The sequence below is a fragment of the Dactylosporangium sp. NPDC051087 genome (assembly GCF_055586325.1).
On record NZ_JBVJIJ010000004.1, the window covers coordinates 188871 to 214522 of the forward strand.

The 25652-nt window shown below is 71.3% G+C and carries 30 protein-coding genes and 1 tRNA gene; 4 read left to right on the forward strand and 27 right to left on the reverse strand.

The annotated features are described in order from the left end of the window. Nucleotides 1–11: 11 nt before the first annotated feature. The 19 genes from ACZ6TV_RS09855 to ACZ6TV_RS09945 all read right to left on the reverse strand — a co-directional run bounded on the left by ACZ6TV_RS09855 (nt 12) and on the right by ACZ6TV_RS09945 (nt 14239). Complete coding sequence (locus tag ACZ6TV_RS09855; protein WP_465296767.1) at nt 12–1526, reverse strand: hypothetical protein; 1515 nt, start codon at nt 1524–1526, stop codon at nt 12–14. Beyond that, entirely contained in the window at nt 1513–1770 is a 258-nt protein-coding gene (locus tag ACZ6TV_RS09860; RefSeq protein WP_465296768.1) for a hypothetical protein, read from the reverse strand. Before ACZ6TV_RS09860 ends, ACZ6TV_RS09855 begins: the two co-directional genes overlap by 14 nt. A 366-nt stretch (nt 1771–2136) precedes the next feature. Then, complete coding sequence (locus ACZ6TV_RS09865; protein ID WP_465296769.1) at nt 2137–2496, reverse strand: HNH endonuclease; 360 nt, start codon at nt 2494–2496, stop codon at nt 2137–2139. A 50-nt stretch (nt 2497–2546) separates the two neighbouring features. After that, the gene (locus ACZ6TV_RS09870; protein ID WP_465296770.1) at nt 2547–2786 is read right to left on the reverse strand and encodes a hypothetical protein; all 240 of its coding nucleotides are present in this window, start codon (nt 2784–2786) and stop codon (nt 2547–2549) included. Beyond that, on the reverse strand, nt 2783–3514 hold the full coding sequence (locus ACZ6TV_RS09875) for a hypothetical protein (RefSeq protein ID WP_465296771.1): 732 nt from the start codon (nt 3512–3514) through the stop codon (nt 2783–2785). The genes ACZ6TV_RS09870 and ACZ6TV_RS09875 overlap by 4 nt, the downstream gene beginning before the upstream one ends. Beyond that, nucleotides 3511–4113: a hypothetical protein gene (locus tag ACZ6TV_RS09880; protein WP_465296772.1), complete on the reverse strand. Its 603-nt coding sequence runs from the start codon at nt 4111–4113 to the stop codon at nt 3511–3513. Before ACZ6TV_RS09880 ends, ACZ6TV_RS09875 begins: the two co-directional genes overlap by 4 nt. Then, nucleotides 4110–4421 carry a hypothetical protein gene (locus tag ACZ6TV_RS09885; protein WP_465296773.1) on the reverse strand — a complete coding sequence of 104 codons (312 nt, stop codon included), beginning with the start codon at nt 4419–4421 and terminating at the stop codon, nt 4110–4112. The genes ACZ6TV_RS09880 and ACZ6TV_RS09885 overlap by 4 nt, the downstream gene beginning before the upstream one ends. Before the next feature lie 154 nt (nt 4422–4575). After that, nucleotides 4576–7482 (reverse strand): hypothetical protein, encoded by a 2907-nt coding sequence (locus ACZ6TV_RS09890; protein WP_465296774.1) that lies wholly within the window; start codon nt 7480–7482, stop codon nt 4576–4578. A gap of 87 nt (nt 7483–7569) precedes the next feature. Beyond that, nucleotides 7570–8235, reverse strand: a complete 666-nt coding sequence (locus ACZ6TV_RS09895; protein WP_465296775.1) for a hypothetical protein — start codon at nt 8233–8235, stop codon at nt 7570–7572. A gap of 28 nt (nt 8236–8263) precedes the next feature. After that, nucleotides 8264–9235 carry a hypothetical protein gene (locus ACZ6TV_RS09900; RefSeq protein ID WP_465296776.1) on the reverse strand — a complete coding sequence of 324 codons (972 nt, stop codon included), beginning with the start codon at nt 9233–9235 and terminating at the stop codon, nt 8264–8266. Further along, the gene (locus ACZ6TV_RS09905; RefSeq protein ID WP_465296777.1) at nt 9232–9624 is read right to left on the reverse strand and encodes a hypothetical protein; all 393 of its coding nucleotides are present in this window, start codon (nt 9622–9624) and stop codon (nt 9232–9234) included. Before ACZ6TV_RS09905 ends, ACZ6TV_RS09900 begins: the two co-directional genes overlap by 4 nt. A 94-nt stretch (nt 9625–9718) precedes the next feature. Next, nucleotides 9719–9991, reverse strand: coding sequence for a hypothetical protein (locus ACZ6TV_RS09910; RefSeq protein ID WP_465296778.1), 273 nt, complete (start codon nt 9989–9991; stop codon nt 9719–9721). Continuing rightward, on the reverse strand, nt 9984–10985 hold the full coding sequence (locus ACZ6TV_RS09915) for a hypothetical protein (protein ID WP_465296779.1): 1002 nt from the start codon (nt 10983–10985) through the stop codon (nt 9984–9986). Before ACZ6TV_RS09915 ends, ACZ6TV_RS09910 begins: the two co-directional genes overlap by 8 nt. Before the next feature lie 221 nt (nt 10986–11206). Continuing rightward, the gene (locus ACZ6TV_RS09920) at nt 11207–12667 is read right to left on the reverse strand and encodes an ATP-dependent DNA helicase (RefSeq protein WP_465296780.1); all 1461 of its coding nucleotides are present in this window, start codon (nt 12665–12667) and stop codon (nt 11207–11209) included. Next, nucleotides 12664–13059, reverse strand: coding sequence for a hypothetical protein (locus ACZ6TV_RS09925; RefSeq protein WP_465296781.1), 396 nt, complete (start codon nt 13057–13059; stop codon nt 12664–12666). Before ACZ6TV_RS09925 ends, ACZ6TV_RS09920 begins: the two co-directional genes overlap by 4 nt. Next, nucleotides 13053–13337, reverse strand: a complete 285-nt coding sequence (locus ACZ6TV_RS09930; protein WP_465296782.1) for a hypothetical protein — start codon at nt 13335–13337, stop codon at nt 13053–13055. The genes ACZ6TV_RS09925 and ACZ6TV_RS09930 overlap by 7 nt, the downstream gene beginning before the upstream one ends. Then, complete coding sequence (locus ACZ6TV_RS09935; protein ID WP_465296783.1) at nt 13337–13705, reverse strand: hypothetical protein; 369 nt, start codon at nt 13703–13705, stop codon at nt 13337–13339. Before ACZ6TV_RS09935 ends, ACZ6TV_RS09930 begins: the two co-directional genes overlap by 1 nt. A 71-nt stretch (nt 13706–13776) precedes the next feature. Further along, nucleotides 13777–13983 (reverse strand): helix-turn-helix domain-containing protein, encoded by a 207-nt coding sequence (locus ACZ6TV_RS09940; RefSeq protein WP_465296784.1) that lies wholly within the window; start codon nt 13981–13983, stop codon nt 13777–13779. After that, nucleotides 13976–14239 carry a hypothetical protein gene (locus ACZ6TV_RS09945; RefSeq protein WP_465296785.1) on the reverse strand — a complete coding sequence of 88 codons (264 nt, stop codon included), beginning with the start codon at nt 14237–14239 and terminating at the stop codon, nt 13976–13978. The genes ACZ6TV_RS09940 and ACZ6TV_RS09945 overlap by 8 nt, the downstream gene beginning before the upstream one ends. Before the next feature lie 175 nt (nt 14240–14414). Here ACZ6TV_RS09945 and ACZ6TV_RS09950 point away from each other — a divergent pair, with 175 nt between their 5' ends. From ACZ6TV_RS09950 to ACZ6TV_RS09960, 3 genes are all read left to right on the forward strand, one after another. After that, nucleotides 14415–14903, forward strand: a complete 489-nt coding sequence (locus ACZ6TV_RS09950; protein ID WP_465296786.1) for a helix-turn-helix domain-containing protein — start codon at nt 14415–14417, stop codon at nt 14901–14903. Between the two features lie 196 nt (nt 14904–15099). Further along, entirely contained in the window at nt 15100–15636 is a 537-nt protein-coding gene (locus tag ACZ6TV_RS09955; RefSeq protein WP_465296787.1) for a hypothetical protein, read from the forward strand. Further along, nucleotides 15636–16886, forward strand: a complete 1251-nt coding sequence (locus ACZ6TV_RS09960) for a tyrosine-type recombinase/integrase (RefSeq protein ID WP_465296788.1) — start codon at nt 15636–15638, stop codon at nt 16884–16886. Before ACZ6TV_RS09955 ends, ACZ6TV_RS09960 begins: the two co-directional genes overlap by 1 nt. An 82-nt stretch (nt 16887–16968) precedes the next feature. Here ACZ6TV_RS09960 and ACZ6TV_RS09965 read toward each other — a convergent pair. After that, nucleotides 16969–17041: transfer RNA gene (locus tag ACZ6TV_RS09965), tRNA-Thr, on the reverse strand. Between the two features lie 12 nt (nt 17042–17053). On the opposite strand from ACZ6TV_RS09965, the gene ACZ6TV_RS09970 reads away from it, so the two are divergent. After that, complete coding sequence (locus ACZ6TV_RS09970) at nt 17054–18919, forward strand: metallophosphoesterase family protein (RefSeq protein WP_465296789.1); 1866 nt, start codon at nt 17054–17056, stop codon at nt 18917–18919. Here ACZ6TV_RS09970 and ACZ6TV_RS09975 read toward each other — a convergent pair. The 7 genes from ACZ6TV_RS09975 to tmk form a co-directional block, all read right to left on the reverse strand. Then, nucleotides 18912–19472, reverse strand: a complete 561-nt coding sequence (locus tag ACZ6TV_RS09975) for a hypothetical protein (protein WP_465296790.1) — start codon at nt 19470–19472, stop codon at nt 18912–18914. The two genes, ACZ6TV_RS09970 and ACZ6TV_RS09975, sit on opposite strands and share 8 nt — an antisense overlap. Nucleotides 19473–19493: 21 nt before the next feature. Then, nucleotides 19494–20177, reverse strand: a complete 684-nt coding sequence (locus ACZ6TV_RS09980) for a hypothetical protein (RefSeq protein WP_465296791.1) — start codon at nt 20175–20177, stop codon at nt 19494–19496. Then, nucleotides 20177–20665 (reverse strand): hypothetical protein, encoded by a 489-nt coding sequence (locus ACZ6TV_RS09985; RefSeq protein ID WP_465296792.1) that lies wholly within the window; start codon nt 20663–20665, stop codon nt 20177–20179. The genes ACZ6TV_RS09980 and ACZ6TV_RS09985 overlap by 1 nt, the downstream gene beginning before the upstream one ends. Before the next feature lie 482 nt (nt 20666–21147). After that, nucleotides 21148–21456: a hypothetical protein gene (locus tag ACZ6TV_RS09990; RefSeq protein WP_465296793.1), complete on the reverse strand. Its 309-nt coding sequence runs from the start codon at nt 21454–21456 to the stop codon at nt 21148–21150. A 287-nt stretch (nt 21457–21743) separates the two neighbouring features. After that, entirely contained in the window at nt 21744–22061 is a 318-nt protein-coding gene (locus tag ACZ6TV_RS09995; protein WP_465296794.1) for a YbaB/EbfC family nucleoid-associated protein, read from the reverse strand. A gap of 75 nt (nt 22062–22136) precedes the next feature. Continuing rightward, entirely contained in the window at nt 22137–23330 is a 1194-nt protein-coding gene (locus tag ACZ6TV_RS10000; protein ID WP_465296795.1) for a DNA polymerase III subunit delta', read from the reverse strand. Continuing rightward, on the reverse strand, nt 23327–25489 hold the full coding sequence (gene tmk / locus ACZ6TV_RS10005; protein WP_465297008.1) for a dTMP kinase: 2163 nt from the start codon (nt 25487–25489) through the stop codon (nt 23327–23329). The genes ACZ6TV_RS10000 and tmk overlap by 4 nt, the downstream gene beginning before the upstream one ends. Nucleotides 25490–25652 lie beyond the last annotated feature (163 nt).

The window sequence follows — 25652 nt, forward strand, 5'->3', positions numbered from 1 at the left end:
AGCGCGCCTCCTCAGGACATCAGGTCACCGTCGAGCGTCTGCGGGCCAGACCCGCCGAACGTCTTGTCCGCCCACAGCGCGTTCGCCACGCCAGCCGCCGGCGTGGTGTCGACCGCCGCGGCGTAGTGGTCCCAGGTCTGCGTGCCGCCGGACTTCTTCGTGACCGCCCCAGCGATCGCCGTGGTGAGCACGCCCTGGCCGCGGTGCCGCACAGTGCGCGGCGACGGCTGCCTGGGCTGGCCCGGCTCGGGCTCGGCCGGGAGCGGACCGGAGACCCCGTCCCAGAGCCCGCCGCAGGCCTGCGCCTCCTCGGCCGTCGACATCATCCGCACCGTCGTGCCGGTGTGCTCGAGCACCGTGTCGAGGTCCGGCTTCAACGCCGCCGCGTTCGACGACGACGGGATCACCAGCGCCGACGGCGCCAGACGCAACACGAGCTCCTTGACCTTCGGTGCGACCCAGCCGGTGCCGCGCTCCGACACGGCGACCTCGATGTGGTGCAGCCCGTCGCCGCGACGCCCTGCTACAGAGATCGTGGTCCACTGCCGGTCCAGCGACATGGTGACGCACAGCGCCACCCGGCCCGCGCGCCGCGACTCCGGGTCGTGGGCAGTGGTCCAGTCGGCCTCCGGCACGTACCGCCACTGCTCGTCCGGGTCGGCAGGCCACAGGCCGAGATGCTCGGTGAAGAACTTGTCGGGCTTACCCGCCTCAAGGAACGCCATCAGCTGCTTGCGCAGGAACCACTCGCTGATGCGGATACCGAGCGCCGGGTTGCAGCGGTACATCTCCTCGACGATCGCGTCGATGTCGTGCCGATTGAAGTTCTTCGGCGGCGACCACTCCATGCAGATGACGCGGTCCTCGCCGCGGTGTCCGCGCTTGCGGACCGACGGGAGCATCGCGTCCTCGGGCATCGGCCCGGTGTCCTCGTCCGGCGGCGTCGAGGTGTAGATGATCCTCGGGTTTGGGATCGTCGACAGCGTCGGTGTCTGCGCCTGGTACTGCGAGATCGTCAGCGCGTACGCCTCATCGAACACGGTCGTCGAGCCGGTCAGGCCACGGCCGGCGCCCTCCGTGCGGGCGATGAACTGCAGGCTCCCGCCGCCGGCGGCCTTGGTGAGGTAGATGCCCTCGTCGCCCTTGGACTTCGACACCCGGGCGACCCGCTTGGACAGCCAGTCGCTGTTCTTGCAGATCTCCTCGAGGCGCGTGAACGCGGCCCGGCTGGTCTTGAACAGGTGCGCGCTGTGGAAGATCAGCGGCTCACGGAAGAGGAACAGGCCGCCGAGCTCGATCGAGTCGGTGACGTACCCCTTCCCGTTCTGCCGCGGGATCAGGTACGACTGCTCGAACCCGGCCCAGAGCCCGTCGTCCTGGACGCCGAACGCAGCCAGGTTCGCGTCGGCCTGCCACGGGTCCGGTGGCCGGCCGATCTGGGCCATGAAGTCGGAGACCTCGTCGCCGTACGAGCGGGCGTACGGCGGGACGACGCAGATCCGGGGACGTCGGTTACCCCGCCTCACGGGCGGCGCGGCGTGCCGCGAGGTCGTCGGCGATGCCGCCAGCGAGGTCGTCAAGCGGAGTCACCTCCCCGCTGCCAGGCATCTGGTCGATCTCCAGCAGCACGGCGCGCAGCTCGCGGACCACTGCGGCAAGCGGCGGGTCGACGCCGGCGGCGCACATCCGGCAGCAGAGGTCGCCGTTCATCGCGGCGCGGAGCCGGGTCCGGGCCTCGATGAGCAACGCCAGTCGATCGGTGTCCGCCAATGCCTTGCTCCGTCCACTGTGGACCCGCCCTAAGTTACCGGCGCGTACGGCCGATCTACCTTCTGAGATGGCGGTCACGGAGCGTGAGGGGCATAATGTCACTCAGAGTGATGACTACGCAGAGTGACATCCGGCCGAGGGCCCCGGAGAGAGAAGCGGGGGGTGCGAAGCGGGGGGTCGTCCACCTGACCAGCCCTCATCGGCGACCCCCTACCCCCTGACCTCACCCAACGTGAGCGGATGGGCGGTCCGTAGCCACTGGGCGTGACGACCGGGGGTGGGCTCGACGGTCGGTCACGCCACGTAGCGTGAGGGCGGGAGCGGTGGCCCGAGCGGGGTCACGCTAGGTGAGGTGCGCACGCTGGGTCACCATGGCTCGCTGGTGTTGAGCCGGCGCTGCGCCGAGGTGGGGCGGCGCTGGCCTCGCCCGCTGCTGACCGTGTTGCCCTTGGTCTGGTTGCAGCGCCGGGGCTTGCCGTTGGGGTAGGGCGGGCACTGGTAGCAGGGCACCTTGCCGTGGACGGGCTGCCGGTTGGACAGTGCGAGCGGGTCGCCGCCGAGGTCGAGCGGGATGATGTGGTCGCTGTCGCTGGCGCCGGGGTGGCCGCAGATGCCGCACCGTGTGCCGTACCGCTCGAAGGTCTGCTGCCGTACGCGCTCTGCTGGCCGGCCTGAGCGGCCGCGGCGCTGTGCGGGGGTGAGGCGGGCCCGGGATCGGTTGCTCATGGGTACACGTCTCCTGTTGGCGCTGATTGTGACATTCGCCGTTCGGCTGATCAAGCGTGTTGGCCGCTTGTACGAGCATTGGTTCGGCCGAACGTGCGGGCCTCGGCGGCTTGCAGGTCGGTGAGCCTGTACCAGGTGCGTCCCTCGGCGTGCTGCCCGGTGACGAGTCGCCTGCGGCTGGATGCCCAGCTGCGGATGAGGGCGGGTGTGACGTCGGGGCCGAGCTCGGCGGCGCCGCCGGCGGCTGTGACCCAGACGGTGCCGTCACCGGCGACAATGCGGTCGGTCATGACGCAGCCCACAGGTGGCGGCTGTGGAGGCGGGCGCCTGAACGGCGGCATGGGCAGCTGCCGCCGCCGCGGCAGAGGCACGGCTTGCCGTCGACCAGGGCGCGGCACTCGCGGGTCCAGGCGCGCCGGTCGGTGCTGCCGGCCCAGCGGTAGAGGGCGCGCTGCTTGCAGGCCGGGCAGCGCATGGTGCCCAGCGACTTCCACCCTTCGTCGGGGTCGTACTGGAGCACCTGCTGGACGCGGCGGACGGCGGGGCGTAGCTCGCTGACGATGGCGGCCGGCGTGGCGCCTCCTGCGTGGTCCAGTGCGTCTGCGAGCCATCTGGTGGTCCTGAGGGCGACGTCGGCGGTGACGCGGCGGGGCGGCTCGCCAAGAAGGACCCCATGGCGGCCGAGCCAGGGCGCGAGGTCGGAGCGGGCGAGCAGCACGGCCGTGTGGAGGGTCTGGAGGACGTTGGCGCGGACGTCGACGATGTCCAGGTCGGCCGGCGGCCGGGTGGAGGGCAGTGCCCGGTAGCGCTCGGTGGCGTCACGGTCGGCGCGTTCGGCCCGGGCGAGCAGGTCACGGAACGCGGTGCGGATCTCCTGCTGCTCCTCGGTGAAGTGCCGGACGGCCGGTGCGCGCCGGGTGAGCGTGGTGTCGGCGGCGGCGGCAAGTTGCGGCCAGGCGGCGGCGAGCAGGGCGACGGCGATGCGGGCCTGCTGGAGGGCGGTCGGGTCGACGGTCACGGTGCTCCGTCCTGCTCGACGGGCTTGACGTAGGGGTCGGGGCAGACAGGGCAGCTCGGGTCATAGCCGGGGACTGTGACTGAACCGGGCTTCTCCCCGGCCCGCGTCACGTCGATTTGCGGGCAGGTGCAGCGCGGCGGGGCGGTCTCGGCGGGCAGGTCGAAGCGCTGGAGGAGCCCGCGCAGCTCGTCGAGCAGGCCGGATGCGTCGTGGAGCTCGTCGACGAGCTGCCGGTCGTTGGTGAGCGGGCGGCCGGTCTTGGCGATATAGCCGGCTTCGGTGAGCAGCTGGACGAGCGTGGCGCCGCTCATGACGACGTAGCCGTCGGCGGGGCTGGTCTTGCCGGTGCACTTGGCCCAGACGATGCCGTGCTTGGCGTGGTCGTTGTCGCGCTCGCATTCGGCTTCGGCAAGCCAGCCGGCGAGGTCCAGGCGGGCGGCGCTCTTGGCCTCGATCACGATGCCGGGGATGCCTGCGATGTCGCCGCGGTCGAGGATGCCGGCCAGGGCGCGGCGCTCGGCGTGAGGGACGCCGTGGGCGCGGAGGTGGGCGACGATGGCGGTTTCCCACGCGGTGCCTTTGGCTTTTGAGCGGCTCATTTTGCTCCGATGTCGAGGGTGAGTTGTTGCGGGCTGTCGGTGCGGCATTGGTGTTCGGCGTGGATTTTGGTGCCGGGTGGGATTGGTGCGGCGATTCGCCATTCGTCTCGGTAGTAGAGGTGGCCCCATGACGTGTGGTTGTAGGTGCGGCGGCCGTCGAGGAGTGCGGTGATCTCGGCTTGGCGGTTTGGTAGTGGGGTTGCGTCGACTCGTGCTGGGGAGCCTTCGTCGTGTGCGGTGAGGATTGGTGCGTTGCAGCGGTGGCAGTGGTGTTGTTTGGCGACGGTGGTGATGAGGTGTTCGCTCATGAGCGGTGGCTTCGTCGCGGGGTTAGGGCTTTCTGGGGTTTGGTTCTGGCCGACCCGTTTTTCAGCTCCACGGGTCCATTACGGTCTGTAGTCGGTCCGTAAACCTCGCGCGCGAGGGGGCCGGAACTAAATCCCCCAAAGCCCATACCCCGGTTCATGGCGCCTCGCTTGTCACGATTTGCCACAGCTTGATGTTGGCGCTGCTGGCCCCAGCGGATCGGACGGTCAGGCCGCGTGCCCAGCGGCCCTCGCGGTTGCTGAGCCACTTCCCGAGGGACTTGGTGAGGCCCATGACGCCGCTGCCGTGGCGTGCTGCGCGGTCCCCGAGATCGCCCGGGAGGGCGTCGAGGGGAATGCCGACGGTGTCCGATAGGAGGCTGCCGTTGCTGAATTTGCCGAGCAATTCCTTGACGGTCCACGCTTCGCCTTTGACGTGGCTGTGAACGGCGTGCAGGAAGTCGCCCCAGTCGTCATCGTCGCTGCCGGTCGCGATTTGCGTGGTGTGGTGGTCGAATTGGCCGTCGATTTCCGCGTGCTGGAGGATGCCGTCGATGGTGCGGACCCATCGTGCGTATCCGTCGCTGGCGCGGGCGGCGGGGAGTGGCATTCCTGCGGCGACCCATCCGCGGACGATGGTGAGCAGCGCGTGCAGCAGCTGCCCGCGGCGCTCTCGTACCCAGGTCTCCAGGTCCTCGATCGCGAAGCCAGTCCTGAGCTCGGGGTTGGGCCGGCCGGGGTCGATCGCGGTGCGGAAGGTGCGGCGTGGGAGGTCGCCGCCGATGGCCAGGTTGTTGCCGGTGATGCACCACAGGCGGTCGTTGACGCATCGTGTCCAGGCGGTGGTGCCGAGCGGCCGGTCGTCCCACTGTGCCGACGTGAGCAGCCCGGCGAGCGTCGACGACTTGAGGGCGCCGCTGAGGTTGTCGAGGACGACGACGGGCCCGGTGGTGATGCTCAGGATGCTGGTGATCTGCTTGCGGAGTTCGGCGTCGTCCTCGGGCACCTCGGCGCGGAACACGCCGCCGTGGATCCACCGGTTGAGGTTGGCGAGGAGGGTCTTGCCGGAGCCGGGCTGGTGCGCCTCGACGGCCCACAATTTGTAGGGCGGCGGGCACATCGCGCGCAACAGTGGGGTGAGCAGGGCGCCGTAGGCGTTGGCCTTGTGGTGCGCCGACACGAACGGGAACCCGGCGACCATCTCCTCGAGGAGGCGGACGCCGGCGGCGACCTGGTCCCGGTCGGGTGCGTCGGCGACGGGCGGCACGGTGAGGCCGGGTTCGGGCAGGTGCAGCAGCCCTGTCGCCGGGTCGTAGCCGGGCGCTTCGATGAGGGTGCCGTCGGCGCGGAACACGGGGCTGTGGATGACGCCGCGGAGCGTGCGGAGGTTGGGCAGCATGTCGGGGACGTCGAGGGCGGTCCTCGCCGCGGTGCGGGAGAAGATCGCTGGGACCTTTTCGTAGTCGTCGCCGCGTTTGACCTCGCGGTAGACGCCGTAGGTGTAGCTGATGCGGCTGGCGAGGGTGCTGTCGTTGACTGGGCGGACCTGGGCGGGCCCGTCGTGGTCGACGAGCGACTCGGTGAGCGGCACGTACCCTTCGTCGCCCTCGCGTGGGGTGTGGACGACGGCGTCGAGGCGGCGGAACAGCCCGGCGAGCTTGCCGCGGCCGGCCTCGTCGCGGAGCCAGTCGGCGGCGAGCATCGCGTTGGAGACGTCGAGTTCGGGCGCCCAGACCCGCGACGGCTGCTGCTGTCCGGCCGGCGGCGCCGCGGCGGGCGGGGTGGGCTGCGGGTCGAACAGCGACGGTGGTCGTTGCTGCTCGAGCAGACTCGGCGCGGCCGTGGCGGTGGTGCTGGCGGCGGGCCCGAGGATGTCGCGGATCATCTGCGCGTTCTCGGCGGCGTGGTCCGGGGGTGGGCTGCCGTAGCCTTGCCGGCCGAGGGCGCGGGCGGCGGCCTGGTGGTCGCCGCCGAAGTGCAGCGCGGCGTAGGCGCCGAACTTGCTGTACGACTCGTCGCCCTCGAGCGGCGCCGCGGAGGTGGTGAAGACCTTGAGCCGGTCCGTGCCGAGGAAGTTCGTCGACGCCGAGATGCCGCTGGGTTTGCCGGGCCTGGTCCAGTAGGTGACGTCTTCCTGGGTGTAGTGGAGGCGCCAGCCGGCGGGGTTGAGGATCGAGGGCCAGTCGGCGCGGGTGTTGAAGTCGGCGCCGGGTTTGAGGTCGTCGCCCGGCCGGCTGACGGTGCCGAGCATCGGCGACCCGGCGGCCTGCGGCTGCGGTTCGGGTGGGGCGATGCGGGCGACGGCGGCGTCCAGGGCGTGCTGCAGCTGCTCGACCGTGTACCGCTGGCCGGTGGGGCGCGGGTCGGTGATGATCCGGGCGGGGCGGGCGCCGCCTTCCTTCCGGTTGATGGTGCCCGGCACCCTGAGCACGCGGGCGAGGTCGCCGACGCCGCGGCCGTACCGCCAGCCCTTCGACGCGGCGGCGTGCTCGATCACCGCCTGCCACGACTTCGCGAGGTGCTTGGCGGCGTCGAGGTTGGTGTCGGTGAGGATGTGCGGCTGGGTGAGGAGCCAGATCGGGTAGAGGCCTCCCCCGGAGTGCACCCACAGGGTCGGCTCGGGTAGGCCCGATGCGGCGATGACGGCGCGGCCCGCGGCCTCGTCGGGCGGCAGGTCCTGCTCGGCATGGCCGGGGCCGGCGAGGTCGAGGTCGGCCCACAATCCGGGCAGCGCGGCGGAGTCTTCCGCGCTGCCGCGGCGCTTGATCCGCTTCGGGCACCGGGACGTTTCCAGGCCGCACGGGGTCTCGCCGCAGCCGTGTTTGAACGGGGCGAGGCCGGGTCGGGTGGAGGTGACGCGGACGTAGATTCCTTCGCGGCCTTCGCTGTCGAGGTGGGTGACGTAGCCGGTGGCGGCGTCGAGGTCGGCGAAGGTGCGGCCGGCCCAGTCGCCGGTGGAGCAGATGTGGATGTGGCCGGGGCTGTCGCCGTGCAGGATGCGCAGCCAGCTGCGGACCGCGGCTGTGTCGGCGGTGGCGGCGGGTGGCCTGACGGTGATCGTCATTGGTATCGATGCTCCGGTCTAAGCGGGCCTGCCCCGCACCGGGGAGGGACGGTGCGGGGCAGGCAGATCAGCAGGGGTGGAGGGGGCTTAGAACGGTGGCTCGTTGCCGAACCCGGCGGATGTGGGCGCGGCGGCGGGTGCCATGGCGGCGCGGACGGCGGCCTTCTGCGTCTCCGGCAGGGCGGCCCACTTTGCCGGGTCGACGCCGGGCGGTGGCGTGTCGTCGATCGCCGACCCGCTCATGAGCGACCCCTGCACCGCGGCGGGCGCGGCCTGCGCGGGCGCCGCGGTGGTGGCGGGCTGGCCGGCCGCGAGGAGGCTGCCGGGGTCGACGCTCGGCTGTGCGTATTCGGCGGCGAACTCGTAGGGGCTGCCCTGGGTCCCGGTCCCGCCGGTGCGGCGGACGGCGAGGCGCCCACCGATCGCGATGCCGGTAGCCTCTGCGCGCTTGACGGCCTCACGGACCGGTTCCTGCATGCGCGGCGGGATGTGGAGGCGGCGCTTGCCGTCGTCGGTGGGGTCGGCGGGGTCGCGGAGCTCCGTCTGCAGCGTGACGATGATCTGCATCATCGGCTTCCCCGACTGCGGCCAGAACGCGAGCTCTTCGCTCTTGAACTTGGTCATCTGGGCGACTTCGGGCGCCTCGACGATGGTGCCGATGACGGTGTAGCCGACGGGGTTGTCCTGCCAGTTGATCGATTTGGTGCCGCCGGACATGAGCAGGGCGTTGGCGTCCATAGCGTGCTGGTCCACTTCGGTGATCTCCTTGGATTCGGGCTGGTCAGGGGATGATTCCTGCGACCTGCTTGCTGATTGCGGTGTCGAAGTCGCCGGGGCAACCGGTCGCGTCGGCCGGGCCGCCCATGCGTCGGAACGGGCACCAGGTGCAGGCCTTGCCGGGCTGCGCGGGGACGAGGTCCCACATGGCCGGCTGGTTGGCGACGTCGAGGGCGCCGATCAGGTCCTGGGTCTCGTAGTACCTGGTGAGGGCGTTGATGGCGATGTTCGGGTTGTATGCCTCGGTCCACTCGGCGCTGTCGTCGAACGTGTGCGACCTGGCGAGGAAGACCAACCTGACCCAGCGGACGTCACGGCCGGCGCGCTCGTGCCCGTACCCGTACAGGTGCGCCTGCAGCCGGTACTCCTGCTTGACCAAGAGGTGGTTCGGGATCGTCTTCCGTTTGACCTCGCGGAGGGCGGTGGTGCCGACGAACTTCCAGTCGACGACGGTGCCCGTGTCGAGGTCGAACGCGTCGCCGCAGCCGTTGACCTCGTCGTCCATGTGGACGCGTTCCTCGATGACCCACCGCTGGTAGCCGAGCTGCTGGTTGTGCAGGTGCAGCGCCTCTTCCATGAGGCCGTGGACGGCGGTTCCCTGCATCGGCGCCCACGGCGGCCGGTGGTCGGGCAGCTGGCGGGGGACGCCGCCGAGCTTCATCGCGAGCTGGCGTTGGCAGGGGGTGCCGAGCTCCGAGGGGCCGATGCGGGTCTGCTGGCTGCGTGGCCGGGATGCGTCGAGGTCGGCGAGGACGTCGCGCATGACGGCGAGGGTCGACGGCGGCGGCCCGTCCGGGATGAAGCGCGGCGCTGGCGGCTGCTCGGCGGGCGTGGGCTGCTCGATGAGGGGTTCGCCGCTGATGGTCCAGCGGACGCCGCCCTCGTCGAGTGCCGGCGCGGCGGTCGGCTGGGTGGTCGGCACGACCAGGTCGGCGAGGAGCGCGGCGAGCTCGGCGTCGGAGATGCTGGTGGTCATGCGACACCGTTGATGCCGGCGCCGTCGAGCGCGTGGTGGATGAGGCCGAGGTCGTCCGCGCTGAGGCTGCCACCCGGGCCCGTCCCGCGGCCGAAGGTGGCACGCTCGATCAGGTCGTTGGTCGCGGCCCGGGCCATCTTGACGGCGCGCGCGGCGGCATCGGGCGTGTGCTCGACGGTGAACGCGAACACGATCTCGTCGTCGGTGACGTGGACCGTGCACCAGTCGTCGGGTGCGCTGGTGATGGAGCCGATGTTGCTGCCGGTGCGGGCCTTCCAGTCCTGGAAGGCGATGGCCTCGACCTTGTTGACGGTGCCGATGTCGGACCCGGCGCGGACGGCGAACTCAACGCGGCGGACGATCTTCTCGCTCTTGCGGTAGGTGGTCATCGGTGGCCTCCGAGGCGTCGGGCGGCCTGCGCGAGGAGGGCCGCGGTGAGGATGAGGGCGCCGATGTTGCGGGCGGCGCGGAGCAGCACGTCGGTCACAGCCACACCGACCCGAGCCACAGGCCGGCGGCGAGCAGGAGCAGTCCGTAGAAGGCGAGCGCGACCGCGACGAAGATCGGGTTCGCGATGCCGCCGTCGTTTTCGCTGGACGGCGCCCACTGGTGCTCGCTGATGACCATGAGGACGGCGCGTTTCTGCCAGCGGGTGAGGTTCTCCTCGGGCTCGCCGCGGCCGTTGAGCTTCCGGACGGTGATCGAGCCGGGGTCGCCGATGGCCTGGGCGACCCGGTCGGGGAACGTGTCAGCCACGGCCGGTCTCCAGCAGGTCAATGACCTCGGCCCACCGGGCCGAGGCAGCCTCGAGCAGCTCACGGTGCCGCTGCTCCGCCTGCATCTCGACGAAAAACACGTCCGGGTCCTGGATGCCGTCGATGTGTGAGCGGATCAGGTTGGCCAGCGTGGTCGGGTCCAGCGCATCGAGCTCCCACGACTCGTAGCCGTGCTCCTGGACGTAGCCGCTCGCCCGCGAGTCGGTGAGCTTTGCCGGGTTCGGCGGCGGGTCGTACTGCTCGACCTGGTCGTAGTTGAGCGCGATGCGCCGCACCTCGATCGGTTCGCCAGCAACGTGCGTTTCCATGGCGGCCCGGATCTCCTTGACCAGGACCGAGCTGCCGTCGAAGTCGTCCTCGTGGGCGTTCAGCCAGTCGACGTCGAGGAAGTTCTGCAGGCGGTCGCGGATGTCGCGGGTCATGTCGATGCCGGACGGGTCGTGGTCGCCGAGGTGCAGGACGGTGACGCCCTGACCGGCGGCGATGTACCGCATGTGCCGTTGGGCGGCGGCCCACAGTTCGCTCTGGCTGACGTAGCCGCGGCAGGCGAAGTAGTCGACGTCGGCCTGCTCGGCGACCCGCCCGACGATGCCTGCGAGTGCGTCCTTTTCCACCCAGACCTCGACGCGGCGGGGCTGGGATGCCCACTTGTCGATCGCGAATGACCGCGCGGCCGATCGGATGATCGACTCGGGGGTCGTCCAGTGGGAGTTGCCGCGCAGGTTACGGGTGCGGTCGACGATGTAGTCCCAGTCGAGCATCCCGGCCAGGCGCGCCTTGTTGATGATGCTGCCGAGCCGGTTGTAGCTCTGCTGCGTGTTCGGGATCAGGTCCCGCGCAACGAACTGGTAGTACAGCTGGCGCAAGGTCAGGTCGTAGCCCTGCTCGCGGTAGTCGCGGCAGATGCTGTTGGCCTGCGCGATGGCCTGCCGGGCTTCGGCGCCCGGGCTCCAGTCCTCGTACTTGATCCTCATGCCTGCGCCTCCTGGTCGATGTGGTCGAGGACGAGGAGCCGGTCGCCGACGTCGCCGACCTGCACCTGCCAGCCGAGGGCGTCGGCCTGCGCCGCGATCCAGCACGCCTCGAGCCGCCTCGAGGTGCACGCACTCCATGACTTCGAAGCCAGTGCGGTCGGTGAACGGCACGAGCACGCGAAGCGCCTGGCGCAGGTCAGCGACGCTGACGGTGATCGTGTTCATGCCCGCACCAGCCCGTTGAGCCGCGGCACGATCACGGCCTGCTCGGCGGCTCTCGTGACGGAGGTATACATCCAGCGGGACCCGTTCAGGTGCGCCTCGGTGACCGCGGCGTCGCGGCCGAGGGTGCGTTCGGCCTCCCGGTACGCGGCGCCGTAGAACACGGACGCCTCGTCGACCACGAGGACCCGCGGCCACTGGCTGCCCTGGCTCTTGTGGGTGGTGATTGCGTGCGCGAACGTCGCCGCGATCACGGTGCCGCGGCCGTCGCGCTTCGCTGCCTTTTCGCCTTCGAGGTCGCGGAATCCGGCGGCCCAGGCGGTGACGTCGCGGACGAGTCCGTCGTCGTCGCGGACGGTCAGCCAGCACCGGTCGTCGCGGTCGCCCGGGCGCGAGTCGAGGACATCGAACTGCTGCCCGTTGAACACCTGCGCTTCGCCGCTGTTGGCGAGGGCGATGACCTTGTCACCGGCGACCGGCCGCTGCCCGCTGAGGCCGCGGAACGCGCGCATCATGTGCACGGCCTGCCAGCGGGTGGCGTTCCGTCCGACGAGGATCTGGTCGAACGCGAGGAGCTCGTCGAGGGTGAGCTGCTCGCGGCGACCGGAGTCACCGTCGCGGCCGGCGACGCCGTAGTCCCGCTGCCCGGCCTGCGAGTTGCGGATGGCGGTGGCCATGCGCGTGACCGGCGAGTCCAGGGCGCTGCGGTGGATGTCGGTGAGGAGGTGGTCGGCGGGGGCGTTGATGAAGTAGCCGCCGCCGTCGACCGGCGGCAGCTGCGCCGGGTCGCCGAGGCACAGGACCTTGCACCCGTAGGAGAGGATGTCGCGGGCCATCCGCTCACCGACCATCGACACCTCGTCGAGGACGAGCAGCTGCGTGTGCTCGAGCTCGGACTCCTCCTTGAGGATCCAGTCTGGGCTGTCGACCTTCGCCTGTTCGCGGGCGATCTCCCGCTGCAGCTCGGCGCGGTCGAACAGGTCTTCTACGGTGCGGAGCTGCGCGCGGAGCTTCTCCAGGTGCGCGCGGACCTTTTCCACAGGCTGATAGATCAGGCTGTGGACGGTCGACGCGCCCTCACACGACTTCTGCCTCAACACGTAGGCGGCCTTGCCGGTGAACGCCGCGTACGCGACCCGGGTCAGGCCGAGCTCGTCGACGATGGCGCGGGCGAGGGTGGTCTTGCCGGTGCCGGCGTACCCGAACAGGCGGAACACCTGGTCGCCTTCGTCGGTGGGCCCGAAGTCGATGCGGGCTTTGCCGCCGTCCCGCTGATACCAGTCGAGGACCTTGCGGATGGCCTCCTGCTGCTGCGGCGCCCACTCCATGCCGCCCGCCGCGATCGGCTTCGGCGCCGGGGTGGGCTCGTCGACGAGCAGCTCGTCGTCGAGGTCGGTGCCGACGAGGTCGACCAGGCGCAGACCGCCGTCGGCGTACGTCTCGTGCAGCGGGGCCGTCACGCGGAACCTCCCATAGCGTCGGCCAGCTCGGCCGCGGTGATGTCCTGTGTGTGATCGAGCAGGTTCGCGACGGGCCAGCGCCGGCCGTCGGTGTGGTGCTGGCCGCGGCGTCGCATCGCCGCGACCGTGTGCGCGGGCCGCCACACCTGCTCGCCGTGCCGGGCGTGCCGCGGGCCGTGCGGGACGGTGTCGTCGGCGACCTGGTCGACGCGGCCGGCGGCGTGCCTCGGCTGGTGCCGGACCGGCAGGGTGAACGGGTCGCTGGGCGGCGTCAGGGTGAAGATGACGACGCAGCCGCCGATCAGCGCCACGACGCAGGCGACGGACCAGGCCGCGAGGAGCAGGTCAGTGTCGAGCAGCTGCAGGAGCAGCAGCGTGGTCGGGGTCAGCATGCCGAGGTCCCGTCGTCGTTCAGGGTCCAGGTCATGCGGTCCAGGGCTGCGAGGTCGGGGCTGAGCGGGCCGCCGTCGAACGGCTCCTCGATGCGCATGCGCTCGGCGAGCCGGTCCATCAGCCGGTCGGCCTCCTGCAGCGCCTCGTCGCGCTCGCCGCGGGCCTTCACGGTTGCCGCGCGGGCCCGCTTCAGCTGGCCCTCGGTGACGCACAGGAGCGCGAAGAAGATCCCGGACGTCGCGGCGAGGCCGACGGCGAGGAAGAGCAGGGCGGTCATCACCGCGTCACGTCCTCGGCCAGCTGCAGGACGATCGAGAGGACCCGGAGGGTGAAGCCGCGCCACGGCGTATCGCGGCCCATCTCGTAGGCCCGCATCGGCTTGCCGCCGGACTCGTAGAGGCCGCCCCAGGACGTGACGCAGACGAGGTGCTCGGCCCAGTCGTCGACGTCGCCGGTCGCGTTGCTGTCCATGTAGAGGGTGACGTGGGTCTGGTCGCCGTAGCTGCTGAAGTCGATCGAGTAGGGCATCGGCAGGCCGTCGAGCTCGACCGCGCGGTGCACGGCGAGGACGAAGGCGCTGCGGCGGGCGTGGGTGGCGAGCCGGGCGTCGCGGACGCCGGTGGACTCGTCTACGGTAGTGGGCATCGGAGCATCTCCTCCGGTCATGGCCTCGCAGGCGTTCCAGCGCCGGGCGGGGCCTGCTTGTTTGGTGGACTTCAGGCGGCCTTGCGCGCGGGCTTGGTCTGCCGGGCGAGGTACGCCGAGAGAGCGGCCTCGGTGATGCGGGTTGCGCGGCCGGCGCCGACGAAGGTGCGGTCGATGACGCCGGATGCGACGAGCCGGTACGCGGAGGCGCGGGAGATCTTCAGCCGGGCGCCGAGTTCGGCGACGGTCATGACGGTCTCGGGGGTCTGGCTACGCATCGGCCGTGACCTGCTCGGTCTTCGCCGCGGGGACGCGCTCGAAGAGGACGTCGTAGTAGGTCTGGCCGAATTGCTTGAGGCACGCGTCGACGAAGCGCAGGCCGATGCCCTGCTTGCCGCTGCGGATGTTCGTCAGCGTCGCCTGGCTGATACCGAGGTGCTTGGCCCGCTCCGCGTCGGTGGCCCAGCCGCGCAGCTTCGTGTGCCGGTCGAACTCGTCGATCCGGAGTTTCACGGTGGTGTCGCTTTGGCTCACGAAAGTCAAGGTACCCGCTCACTTTCTCGCAAGCAAGTGGCGTGACCCGGGTCCTTCCCATCGAGCGACGAACGTGCATACTCTTAGGCGCACACAAGTCGGGGAGGCGATGAAGTTGAATACGAGGGCGGTCGGTCGGGCCGCCGTGCCAGGCTTGACGCTTACTCGCGAGAGAGTGACTGACGAGGAGGTGACCCTTAACGTCTTAGGTGTGCCAGCCGAGCCGTGGCCCGCGGAAGACTTCGCGAGGTACCTCCGGAACCTGATGGACAACGCGTCCATCAAGGATTTTGCTGAGCTAAATCGGCTGACTGGCGTGTCCCAGGCCCAGTTCTCCAACTGGCGGCGTGGCATTGCGCAGCCGAGCAAGGCGAGCCTCAACCGGATCGCGCCGGTGCTCGGCGTGAAGCCGGTCAAGCTCTGGTTCGCCGCCGGCCTGGCGTCGATGGACGACCTCGACATGGACGAGGCGCCCGACCTCACCGAGTTGCCGATGCCGGAACTCGACGAGGTGCGCACGATGCTGAAGGACCCGCGCATCACCGACGAGGACCGCGCGTTCGTGCGGCAGCAGCTGCGGCTGATCACGTCGTGGGTGCAGGGCGAGATGGACCGGCGCGCGGCCGCGCCGAAGCGGACGCTCCCCCGTCGACGGGCGAACTAGCCCGGTCGTGGTAACCCATTCGGGTCCGAACAATGTCATCCGAACGTATGTTCTAATCCACCGATCGGCTTGATCACTCTGTGTTGCTAGCCGGTTGCTTTGTAGTGGGCAATTATTGCCAACTTAAGTCGAAGACGTTTCGCCATTGGCGGGGTGCGACGTCGAGCACAGGGCCACCACAAGGGGGAACGTTGCTATGGACTCCGCCGCACAGAAGTGGACAGGTGCCGCAGCCGCTTTACTGGGCACAACCTACGGATCATTTTCTATCTATGCACTGAGTGACGGCAGCGGCGGCTTCGAGATCCACCAGACCGTCAGCCGCGGCGCAGCACTCCTCATCGGCATCCTCTCGATCGGCTGGCTCATCATGGTCGCCGTCGACACGGGCAACCGGCGCAGCGCCGAACGCGACATCCGATACGTCGTCGCCACCGAAGTCGAGCGCCAGGCCGTGATCCTCGAACGCATCCTGGACGAGAAGTTGCGCGACCTCCGCGCCGGCATCGACAGCGACGCCGTCACCCGCAGCACCGAAGACACCGAAGAGATCAAGGTCAACCTCGTTCAGCAGCACGTGCAAACCATGCGCATGCTGCGGCGGCTGCTTGACGAGGCCGCCGACCACAACCACAGGGAGCACGAGCGAATCCTGCGGGCGCTGATGGTCAGCGACACCCAGCCACGGCAGGGCCGGGCGTCAGTGGTGCAGCTTCGGCCGAACGGCAGCTGATGGCCTGGATCCGGCAGCTTGAGAGCGGGCTGTGGGCAGCGACCGTCCGGACCGGGCCAGGCCCCAACGACCGCATCACCGAGTCCGACCCGAGCAAGGCCGCGATCGCCGACTGGGCCAAGGCGCAGGAGGTCGCGATCCGGCGCGGCGATTGGATCGACCCCCGCCTCGGCCGGGTCACCGTCGCCGAGTGGTGGCCCCGCGCCCACGCCGGCCGCGGTCACCTCGAACTTGCCAGCACGAAGCGGGACGAGTCGGTCTGGCGCAACCACGTCCAGCCGTACTGGGGAGCGAAGCTGCTCTCGTCGATCCTGAAGCCCGACGTCAACGCCTGGGTGAAGGAGATGCGGACCTCGCACAAGGACGATTGCCGGGACCGGCGGTGCAAGGGCTGCCGGGTCGGAGCGCACACCATCCACGCGGCGGTGCACGTGCTCCGGTCCCTGCTCGAGGTGGCGGTCGACTCCCGCATCCTGAATGTCAACCACGCGCGGAACGTGCGGCTGCCGCGGCTGCCGGCACACGTCGACCGGGTCTTCGAGCCCGACGAGGAGCAGCAGCTGCTCGACCGGCTCGACGCGCTGTTCCCCGGCCGGGTCGACGCCCGCCTGTTCGTCGAGCTGATGTTCGACAGCGGGGTGCGCTGGGAGGAGGCCGGCGCGATCACCCGCGACGTCTGGGACATGCGGCGCGGCCGGTTCGTCGTGGCGGCGGTGCTCGAGTCGGACGGGTCGCTGCGACCGTATGCGAAGAGCGACGCGGGAAACCGGCCGTGCGTGGTGAGCCCTGGACTGTGGGCGCGGCTGCGGCCGGTGGTGATGGCGACGCCGCCGGGCGAGGTGGTGTTCCGGGCGCCCGGTGCCGCGCACCTCGACGACTGCCGGCAGCGCAAGAACTGCCCTGGGTGCAAGGTGCCGAGGTTGCATTACTCCAACTGGCACGACCGGGTGTGGTCGCGGGCGCTAAACCTGGAGGAGGTGCTGCCACCGGCGCCGCGACCGCCGGGCAGGCCGGGTCCGATGCCGCGGCAGGTGCGTCGGGTGCCGTACCTGACCGATCCGCAGCCGACGCCGCACGACATCCGTCACACGTACGGCACGCGGCTCGCCGACCAGGGCGTGCCGAAGCACGACATCAGCGAGTTGATGGGGCATGCGGACGGCCGGTCGACGGACCGGTATGTGCACTCCGGTGACGGGCGGTTCGGCAGGGCACTGGCGGCGTTGGAGCGGGCGCGGCGTGGGGCCTGACTCACACGCGACTCTTGATCTCTACGACGCAAGGCCCGGGATGATCTCCCGGGCCTTGCGTTTGTGCAGCTAGCGTTGCCAGAGCCGCCTAACGGAATCGAACCGTTGACCTATTCATTACGAGTGAATCGCTCTGCCGACTGAGCTAAGGCGGCAACGATGACCAAGTGTACGGCACGCCCGGGGGGCGCGCGCGAGGGGTTTCCCGAGTAACGTTCGGCCGCGTGATCCCTGACGATCTGCCGGCCGCCCCCGGCGAGCTGACGGCACAGCCCGGCGACCCGATCCTGCCGTTGCCCGAGGCCGGGCCGCCGGCCGCTCAGGTCGGTGACCGGCCCAACGCGCTGGACCCGGACCAGATGGGGTTCACGCCGCGGCGGGCGGTGCCGTGGCTGAGCCCGGTGCTGCTCAGCGGGACCGCGGTGCGGGTCGTGCTGGCCGACCTGTTCGGGGCGTATCTGGACAAGCGCGAGCTGCAGGACTCGATGCCCGACCGGATCATGCGGGAGGCACCCGGGTACACGGGCTTCTACAGCGCGGACACGGCCGACGACTTCCCGGACGGCGAGCTGTGGGTCGACTACTGCGCCGACACCGGCGACGGGTTCAACGCCACCTATTCCGTGGCGTACCTGCTGGCCCAGCCGGAGCTGACGGTCGAGGGGCACGAGCTGCCGCGCGGCGAGGTGCTCGTCCTCGGCGGTGACCAGGTCTATCCGACGGCGAGCGGGCAGCAGTACGAGGACCGGTTCAAGGGGCCGTTCCGCGCCGCGCTGCCCGAGCCGCCGCCGGAGGGTCCGCGGCCGCGCATGTACGCGGTGCCCGGCAACCACGACTGGTACGACGGCCTGACGGCGTTCCTCCGGCTGTTCGTACGCGGCGGCGAGGGCAAGATCGGCGGCTGGCAGACCCGGCAGTCCCGGTCCTACTTCGCGATCGAGCTGCCCAACCGGTGGTGGATCCTCGGCACGGACGTGCAGGCCGGCGCGTACATCGACGATCCGCAGCTGCGGTACTTCAACCGGGTCGCGGCCCGCCTCGGCCCCGGCGACAAGGTCATCATCTGCCCGCCGTCGCCGAGCTGGGTGGAGGCGCAGGAGGACCGTAAGGCCTACGACAGCCTCGACTACTTCGTGCGGACCGTCATCGCGCCGACGGGCGCAGACGTGAAGCTGATGCTCTCCGGTGACCTGCATCACTACGCCCGCTACGAGGGCGCCGACCGGCAGCTGATCACCTGCGGGGGCGGCGGCGCGTACCTGTACCCGACGCACGAGCTGCCCAGCCGGCTGGAGGTGCCGCCGCGCCGTTCCCTGGTGCGCAACGCCAGCCCGTCGCAGGCATTCGACTTCAAGGCGGCCTATCCGAGCAGGGCCCGGTCCCGCCGGCTCTCGTTCGGCGTCTTCTGGCGCGTACCGTGGCGAAATCCCATGTTCCTCGGGCTGCTCGGTGTCCTGCAGACCCTGACGATGCTGGCCTTCGTCAACGCCGCCGACCGCGTCATGTCGGGCGCGGAGCAGCGCCTCGTCACCATCCCCGCGTTCCTGATGGTGGCGGTCGACGTGGTCAGCGCGTATTTCCTCGCGATGCCCGGCGTCGCCGGCAGACGCAGACCCAAACACTGGCTCCTGGGGCTGGGCCACGGCGCCGCGTTCGTCGGCATCGCCGTGCTCGGCACCTGGGCGTGGCTCAACCTGCCGTTCGTCGACCAGGCGTGGCCGCTGCCGCTGCTCATCGCGATCGTCCTGTACTTCCCGCTGTCGTGCGTCGCGGCCGGCGAGCTGTTCGCGCTGTACCTGCTGGTCGCCTCGGCCTTCGGCGTCAACGTCAACGAGCTCTTCGCCGGGCAGGGCATCACCGGCTACAAGGGCTTCCTGCGGATGCGCTTCGGCGCCGACGGCACCCTGACGATCTACCCGATCGGCGTCGACCGCACGGCCCGCCGCTGGAACGCGCAGTCGACGGGCTCGTGGTTCGCCCCGCGCAAGCCGATGCGCCTGCGCCTGATGGAGCCGCCGATCACGCTCAGGTGAGGTACGCGATCAGGCCCACCCCCTCAGCGGTTGCACCGGGCTGCCCGAGCGCGCGCAGCTCCTCGGCGACGGCGGCCCGGTCCAGCACACCCGCACGGGCCGCCTGGTACCGCACGATCGAGTAGAGGAACACGTCGAGGTTGTCGAACTGCGTGCCGGCCTCGATGACCTGCTCCTCGTGGAACCACACGGCGATCCTGCCGTTGGTCAGCATCACGTACAGGTTGCCGCCCCCGTCCGCCGCGACCGACCACACGTCGTCGTCGGAGAGCTCGGTCTCGTAGTCGGAGTCGAGGATCTGGCAGTCGTTGCCGGCGAAGTCGAACCCGTAGGAGTCCTCGGTCACGTCGACCACCCACGGCATCGTCCCGCTCCGCACGAACCGGTCGTACGCCGCCAGCGCCGCGGCCGCCTCCGCCGGCAACCTGGCCAGGAACGGCTCCACCGGCCTGGTGTCCTCGGCGACCGTCGCCATCTCCCGATCCGGAAACCACCGCGCGAGGTCCCCGGCGAAGTCACGGCTGCTGTACCCGGCAAGCTGCTCAACTGACATCCGGCGATCTTAGTGCGCCGGCTACAGGACGACCCGGGTCGTCGGGGTGCCGGTGCCGGCCGGCCCGGTGGCGGGCTCGGTGTACCGCAGCTCGACCAGCTCCGGCGACCACCGCGCCAGCAGGTCCTGCGCCGCACCGAACGCGTCCGCGACCGGCTGCAGCACCCGGACCCCGATCCGCGCGGCCGCTTCGAGCACGGCGGCGGACGGCGGCCCTTCCCCGACCGGCTCGCCCCGCATGGTGACCGCCTCGGCCGAGGTCGCCACCCGCGCCACCGCCTCGGCAAGCTCCCGCCGCAGCCCTTCGGCCCAGTCAGCGAGCGCATCGGCATAGGCAGCGGTGGCCCGCAGCCTGCCCGTAATGCTCTCCGGTTCGCCGCCGCCGATGTACGTCGAAAGCGCCCCCCACCGCGCCGCGAAAGCCTCCGCCCCCGACCCCTCCCACACCCCACTCAGGTCCGCGGCAAGCCACTCCCGCCGCCGGGCGAACCTGTCCGCGTCGCCCCGCAGCTGCGTCGCCGCCACCCGCAGCGGCTCAGGGTCCAGCTTCAACCCGAACTCCAGCGCGTCCCCGGGCAGCGCCCCGACGACCCGCAGCAACGCCCAGATCGGGTCCCCGTCCGGCGCCCCGCCCGCGACGAGCACGGCATCGACCCGGTGCAACACCTCGGTCCCGATCCCCCGCAACCGCTCGAGCGCATCCATCACACGTCCTCCTGCCGCCCGCCGCGACCCTCACTCCGCGTCGACCACGATGCGCGGGACCGTGGCTCATCGCGCCGGACCGGCCGCCCCGCGGACCGGGCAGGGATCAGCGACGACGGATTGCTCCGACACGCCACCGACACCACGTCCGGCAATCCACCGAACCCGACGCCGAACGCGACGGCAGGCGCGATCGGCACGGCGAACACGCCGGCAGGCGCGACGAGTGCGCTGGCGGGCACAACGGGCACGACGAACGAGCTGGCGGACGCGGCGAGCGCGCTCGGCGTGAGGAGCGCGCTGGGCACGGGGAGCGCGCTGGCGGGCGCGACAAGCGCGCTGGCGGGCACAACGGGCACGGCGAACGAGCTGGCGGACGCGGCGAGCGCGCTGGGCACGGGGAGCGCGCTGGGCGTGAGGAGCGCGCTGGGCGTGAGGAGCGCGCTGGGCGTGAGGAGCGCGCTGGGCGTGAGGAGCGCGCTGGGCATGGGGAGCGCGCTGGCGGACGCGGGGAGTGCGACTGGCGCGGGGAGTGCGACTGGCGCGGGGAGCGCGACTGGCGCGGGGAGCGCGACTGGCGCGACGGCGGCGCGGATGTTCCTGCCCGCCGGGTCGGCTCCGGCCGCGACTCGGGCAGGACGACGCGGCGACCGGACCAAGAAACCGGCCCCGGACGAGGTGCGGACGGCGCGGCGCAGGGCAGTGCCGGAATCACCGCGGGCGGCACGGCGCGACGGGAAAACCTCGAATCCGTCCGCGCCCCACGCATGGTCGGCGCAGCGCAGCAGGGCGACCCCACGCAAGGTTCGAACACCGCGGAACGAGCGGCGCCCGGCGGGGACCGACGTCGAGCAGACCGCGCGGTGTGCATCCAGCGCGGCGGCGGAGCTGGGCAGGGCGACCTCGGGCGACCCGCAGGTGGAGCTGGGCGGGGGGCCGACTCCTAGGAGGGCCCCATGGAGGCTCGCCATCAGGTGCCCTCATGCTGTTGGTGGTGGCGACGGGCGTCGTCGTCGGTGGTGCGGTAGTTCTGGGCGGCTCGGCGAAGGGACTCGGCGGTTTCGGCGAGCCGGGCGCCATGGGTGGCGGCTTCGTGGCCACGTGCGGTCAGGGCGGTGGTCAGAGCGCGGTGCAGGGCACGGCCCAGCGCGCCGGGGCCGCCTGAGGTGTCGCCGCCGAGGACCCGGGAGCCCGGGTCGACGAGGGCCGTCGTGGTGCTCGCCGCGGCCAGTTCGTCACCGGCGGCGTCGAGGCGGCCGGCCAGGTCGTCGAGTCGCATGCAGTCCCCCGATGCTCAGTCAAAGGCGATCCACGGTCAAAACACCCGCACGTCCAACGCGGCCCACGTCCAACGCAGGACCACGTCCAACGCGGCCCACGTCCAACGCGGCCCACGTCCACGCGAGACCAGGTCCACGCGAGACCAGGTCCAACGCGGCCCGCATCCAACGCGAAAACACGTCCAACAAACCGCGTTCAGCACGAAACACGTCCAACGCGACCCGCGTCCAAACGCGAAACCACGTTCAACGCGAAACCGCGTCCAGCATGCGGGGTGGTGCAGGGTCAGGTCAGGGAGCGGTAGTCGCCGAAGGTTTCGGCGTGGAGCTTCTTGCGGGCCCAGGCGGCGGCTTCGGTGGCGGAGGTGACGGCTGCCCTGACCGAGCGGGACAGCTCGGCCCCGGTCTGGCCGCGCAGGTGGTCGATCCGCACGTCGCGGATCGTGCCGTCGGCGGTCACCACCACCTCGACCAGGCCGTCAGGAGAGCGCACGCTCACCTCGACGGTCGTGACCGCCTTGTCGAACTCGGCGAGCAGCGCGTCGATGCGGCGGTAGCGCTCCACCGCTTCCTCGATCCACGTCTCGTCGATCTCGCGCCCCATGTCGGCCCCTCCCCCGGGTGACCGTACGGCACCAGCGAGTGACACGAAACCCCGGATCGCAGCCTGTGGATAACTTCAGCCGCGCCAGAGGGCGAGCATCATCGCTTCGACGGCGATGCGGGGTTTGACGTTGGTTTCGATGGCGGTGCGGCACTCGAGGACCGACTCGAGGCGGCGCAGGGTGCTCTCCGGTGCCCACTTCTCGGCGGCGGCGCCGGCGAGCTCGTCGGTGTCGCCGTGGACGGGCTCGACGGCCGCGTCGAAGGTGTGGACCAGCACGTCACGGTAGAAGCCGGCGAGGTCGACGAGGGCACGGTCGAGGGCGTCGCGCTGGGCCCGGGTGGCGCGCGACTTCTGCCGGCGCTCGAGGTCCTTGAGCTGGCCGGCCGAGCCCCGGGACGCCCCGGCCGCGCCCTTGCCGGTGCCGCCGGCGCCGAGCGCGGTCTCCAGTGCGGACCGTTCCGCGGCGTCGGTCTCCAGGACCGAAGCGGCGGCCTCGGCCTCGGCGGCCTCGATGAGTGCGGCGGCGGCGTCGAACGCGGCGCCGATGCCGGTCAGCCGGCGGGGCACGGCGAGGACCGCTTCCCGGCGGGCGCGGGCCTGGGGGTCGCGGGCGAGCCGGCGGGCCCGGCCGACGTGCCCCTGCGCGGCGGCGGCCGCCCACGCGGCGGTCTGCTCGTCGAGGCCGTCGCGGCGGTGCAGCAGGGCGGCGATCGCGTCGGCGGGCGGCTGGCGCAGCGGGACGACCCGGCACCTGGAGCGGATCGTGACGGAGATGTCGTCGGGGTGGGTGCTGGGCGTGCACAGCAGGAAGACGGTGCGCGGCGGTGGCTCCTCGATGGCCTTGAGCAGCGCGTTGCCGGCGGCCTCGGTGAGGCGGTCGGCGTCCTCGACGAGCAGGACCTGCCACCGCCCCTGGGTCGGCGAGCTGGCCGCGCGCAGGACCAGGGCGCGCATCTCGCCGACGGCGATCGAGAGCCCTTCGGGCACCACGAAGCGGACGTCGGCGTGGGTGCCGCCGAGGGTCGTGTGGCAGGCCGTGCACACGCCGCAGCCACCGTCGGGGCACTGCAACGCGGCGGCGAAGATGCGGGCGGCGACGGAGCGGCCCGAGCCGGGTGGGCCGGTGAAGAGCCACGCGTGGGTCATGCCGGCCTCGGGGACGTCGCCGCGGACGATCGCGCCGGCGGAGGCGACGGCGCGGGTCAGCGTCGCGACCGCGTCGTCCTGCCCCACGAGCTCGGCGAAGATCGGCGGCGCCGCGCTCATACCCGCGTCTCCCGCCCGTCGTCGGAGCGGTCCGGCAGGTGGTGGTGGGGCAGCTGGTCGGTCAGCTCGTCGCCGGTCAGCGTGGTGACCGTCTCGGCGGCGTCCTCCAGGGCCTCCTCGACGGCCTCCGCGAGGTCGAACTCCTCCTCGGCGGGCATGAGGTGCCGGACCCGCTGCAGCACCCCGACGGCGAGCGCCTCGACGGGGCTGGACGCGTCGAGGACCAGATAGCGGCTCGGGTCGGCGGACGCCAGGTCGAGGAACGCATAGCGGACCCGCTCGTGGAACGCGAGCGACTCGCTCTCCAGGCGGTCGGCCTCTCCCCGGCGACCGGCCCGGGCCAGCCCGACGGACGGGTCCAGGTCGAGCAGGACGACCAGGTCGGGCTTGAGGCCGCCGGTCGCCCACTTCGACAGCCAGGAGACCTCCTCGACCGGGAGGGTCCGGCCGGCGCCCTGATAGGCGAGGGACGAGTCGACGTAGCGGTCGCTGATGACCACGGCGCCGCGGGTCAGAGCGGGCCGGACGACGGTGGCGACGTGGTGGGCCCGGTCGGCGGCATAGAGCAGCGCCTCGGCGCGGGGGCTCACGACCTCGCCGGTGACCTCGGGCGGGTCGAGCACGAGGCTGCGGATGCGCGCGCCGAGCGGCGTGGCGCCCGGCTCGCGGGTGACCACGACGTCGCGGCCGAGCTTCTCCAGCGCGTCGGCGAGCTGCTTGACCTGGGTGGACTTCCCGGCGCCCTCGCCGCCCTCGAAGACGATGAAGAGCCCCCGGGCTGCCTTCGGCTCGCCGGCGCTGAGCGGGCGGCCGCGGATCGAGCCGAGCACGTCGGCCAGCAGCGGCACGCCCTTCTTGTCGTCCATCTGGCGCAGCGCCACGACGCCGGCGAAGACGCCGAAGATGCCGGCGAGGGCGAGCAGCGGCCGGGTGCTGGAGACCTCGACGTCGGTGAAGCCGAGGCTGATGTGCCGCGACCCGCCGGCGCCGACGATGACGCTGGACAGCGAGATGGTGAGCATGAGCACCACGCGGGTGCCGGTCTGCACGAAGGCGAACGCCCGGCCGCGCATGTCGTCGGCGACCTCGCCGCCGAGCAGCGTGGTGCCGGACAGGAAGGCCATGCCGGCGCCGACGCCGACGAGCAGCGCGCCGCCGACCGCGATGGCGAGGTGGGTGGCGAAGGCGAGGATCAGCACCGAGCCCGCGGCCAGGATGATCGACAGGCCGAACCAGCGGCGCCGGGACAGCGCGCCGACGATCTTCGGCCCGGCCGCGATGCCGATGCCGAGACCGAGGAAGAGGGTGGCGAAGAGCAGCGCGAAGCCGGCGTCGCCGGCGCTGAGGGAGACCGCGTAGAACTTCGCGGTGCCGACGACCACGCCGCCGCCGGCGAAGGCGCCGAAGATGCCGAGCACCAGGCCGCGGACCAGCGGGGTGCGCCGGACGAACGCCCAGCCCTGCGCGAACTCCTTGAGCATCCCCGGCTTGCGCTCGACGTCGGCGGTGCGCCGGCCGCTGATCTCCTTGATGCCGAAGAACACGGTGAGCGCGGTGGCGAGGAACGTCAGCGCGTTGAACCACAGGGCGACGTCGCTCGGCTCGGCGCCCCTCGGGCGGCCCTCGGCGCCGAACACCACGACGACGACCTGCTCCAGGCCGATCAGCACCAGGCCGGCGAGGACGGGCGTGATGCCATAGGTGGTGGCGAGCGTCAGCTGGTTGGCCGTCTCGAGCCGGGCGCGGGGCAGCAGGTTGGGCACCGCCGCCTCCTTCGCCGGCGTCCAGATCATCGCGGTGGTCTCGATGATGAACGTGGCGATCGCGGTCCAGGCGATGACGAGTGTGCTGTCGTCGAGGATCAGCGCGGACGCCGGGATCGAGGCGAAGAACAGGAAGCGGACCAGGTCGCAGGCGACCATCGTGAGGCGCCGGTCGAACCGGTCGGCGAAGACGCCGGCCACCGGGCCGAGCACCAGTGCCGGCAGCAGGCGCACGGCGATGACCGAGCCGAACGCCGCGCCCTGGGCGGCCGAGTTGGACACCTGCGAGGCGGCGAACGTCGCCGCGGCGAGCAGGCCGAGCCAGTCGCCGAGGGAGGAGAGCCCCAGGACGGCCCACAACCGGCGGAACGCCCGGATGCGCAGGACCGCCTTCAGCTCCCCGAAGCCGGACAGGTCGCTGCTGGCGATGACGGCACCTCCCCTGTGAGCGTCCCACCGGACGACGTCGAACGCCTACTGTAACCACGCTACCGGCCCCCAGGTGTCGCCCAGGTGTCGGCCGACGCGCCGTACGCGAGGTTCTTTCATATTCATCGGG

Coding starts and splice junctions, on each gene's coding strand:
- ACZ6TV_RS09930 (WP_465296782.1), bottom strand. CDS start 13,337: ATGACCGCCCTGCTCTTCCTCGCCGTCGGCCTCGCCGCGACGTCCGGG.
- ACZ6TV_RS09955 (WP_465296787.1), top strand. CDS start 15,100: ATGGACTCCGCCGCACAGAAGTGGACAGGTGCCGCAGCCGCTTTACTG.
- ACZ6TV_RS09990 (WP_465296793.1), bottom strand. CDS start 21,456: ATGCGACTCGACGACCTGGCCGGCCGCCTCGACGCCGCCGGTGACGAA.
- ACZ6TV_RS09925 (WP_465296781.1), bottom strand. CDS start 13,059: ATGCTGACCCCGACCACGCTGCTGCTCCTGCAGCTGCTCGACACTGAC.
- ACZ6TV_RS09865 (WP_465296769.1), bottom strand. CDS start 2,496: ATGAGCAACCGATCCCGGGCCCGCCTCACCCCCGCACAGCGCCGCGGC.
- ACZ6TV_RS09870 (WP_465296770.1), bottom strand. CDS start 2,786: ATGACCGACCGCATTGTCGCCGGTGACGGCACCGTCTGGGTCACAGCC.
- ACZ6TV_RS09915 (WP_465296779.1), bottom strand. CDS start 10,985: ATGAGGATCAAGTACGAGGACTGGAGCCCGGGCGCCGAAGCCCGGCAG.
- ACZ6TV_RS09940 (WP_465296784.1), bottom strand. CDS start 13,983: ATGCGTAGCCAGACCCCCGAGACCGTCATGACCGTCGCCGAACTCGGC.
- ACZ6TV_RS09995 (WP_465296794.1), bottom strand. CDS start 22,061: ATGGGGCGCGAGATCGACGAGACGTGGATCGAGGAAGCGGTGGAGCGC.
- ACZ6TV_RS09890 (WP_465296774.1), bottom strand. CDS start 7,482: ATGACGATCACCGTCAGGCCACCCGCCGCCACCGCCGACACAGCCGCG.
- ACZ6TV_RS09985 (WP_465296792.1), bottom strand. CDS start 20,665: ATGCCCAGCGCGCTCCTCACGCCCAGCGCGCTCCTCACGCCCAGCGCG.
- ACZ6TV_RS09975 (WP_465296790.1), bottom strand. CDS start 19,472: ATGTCAGTTGAGCAGCTTGCCGGGTACAGCAGCCGTGACTTCGCCGGG.
- ACZ6TV_RS09905 (WP_465296777.1), bottom strand. CDS start 9,624: ATGACCACCTACCGCAAGAGCGAGAAGATCGTCCGCCGCGTTGAGTTC.
- ACZ6TV_RS09885 (WP_465296773.1), bottom strand. CDS start 4,421: ATGAGCGAACACCTCATCACCACCGTCGCCAAACAACACCACTGCCAC.
- ACZ6TV_RS09880 (WP_465296772.1), bottom strand. CDS start 4,113: ATGAGCCGCTCAAAAGCCAAAGGCACCGCGTGGGAAACCGCCATCGTC.
- ACZ6TV_RS09960 (WP_465296788.1), top strand. CDS start 15,636: ATGGCCTGGATCCGGCAGCTTGAGAGCGGGCTGTGGGCAGCGACCGTC.
- ACZ6TV_RS09935 (WP_465296783.1), bottom strand. CDS start 13,705: ATGCCCACTACCGTAGACGAGTCCACCGGCGTCCGCGACGCCCGGCTC.
- ACZ6TV_RS09980 (WP_465296791.1), bottom strand. CDS start 20,177: ATGGATGCGCTCGAGCGGTTGCGGGGGATCGGGACCGAGGTGTTGCAC.
- ACZ6TV_RS10000 (WP_465296795.1), bottom strand. CDS start 23,330: ATGAGCGCGGCGCCGCCGATCTTCGCCGAGCTCGTGGGGCAGGACGAC.
- ACZ6TV_RS09900 (WP_465296776.1), bottom strand. CDS start 9,235: ATGACCACCAGCATCTCCGACGCCGAGCTCGCCGCGCTCCTCGCCGAC.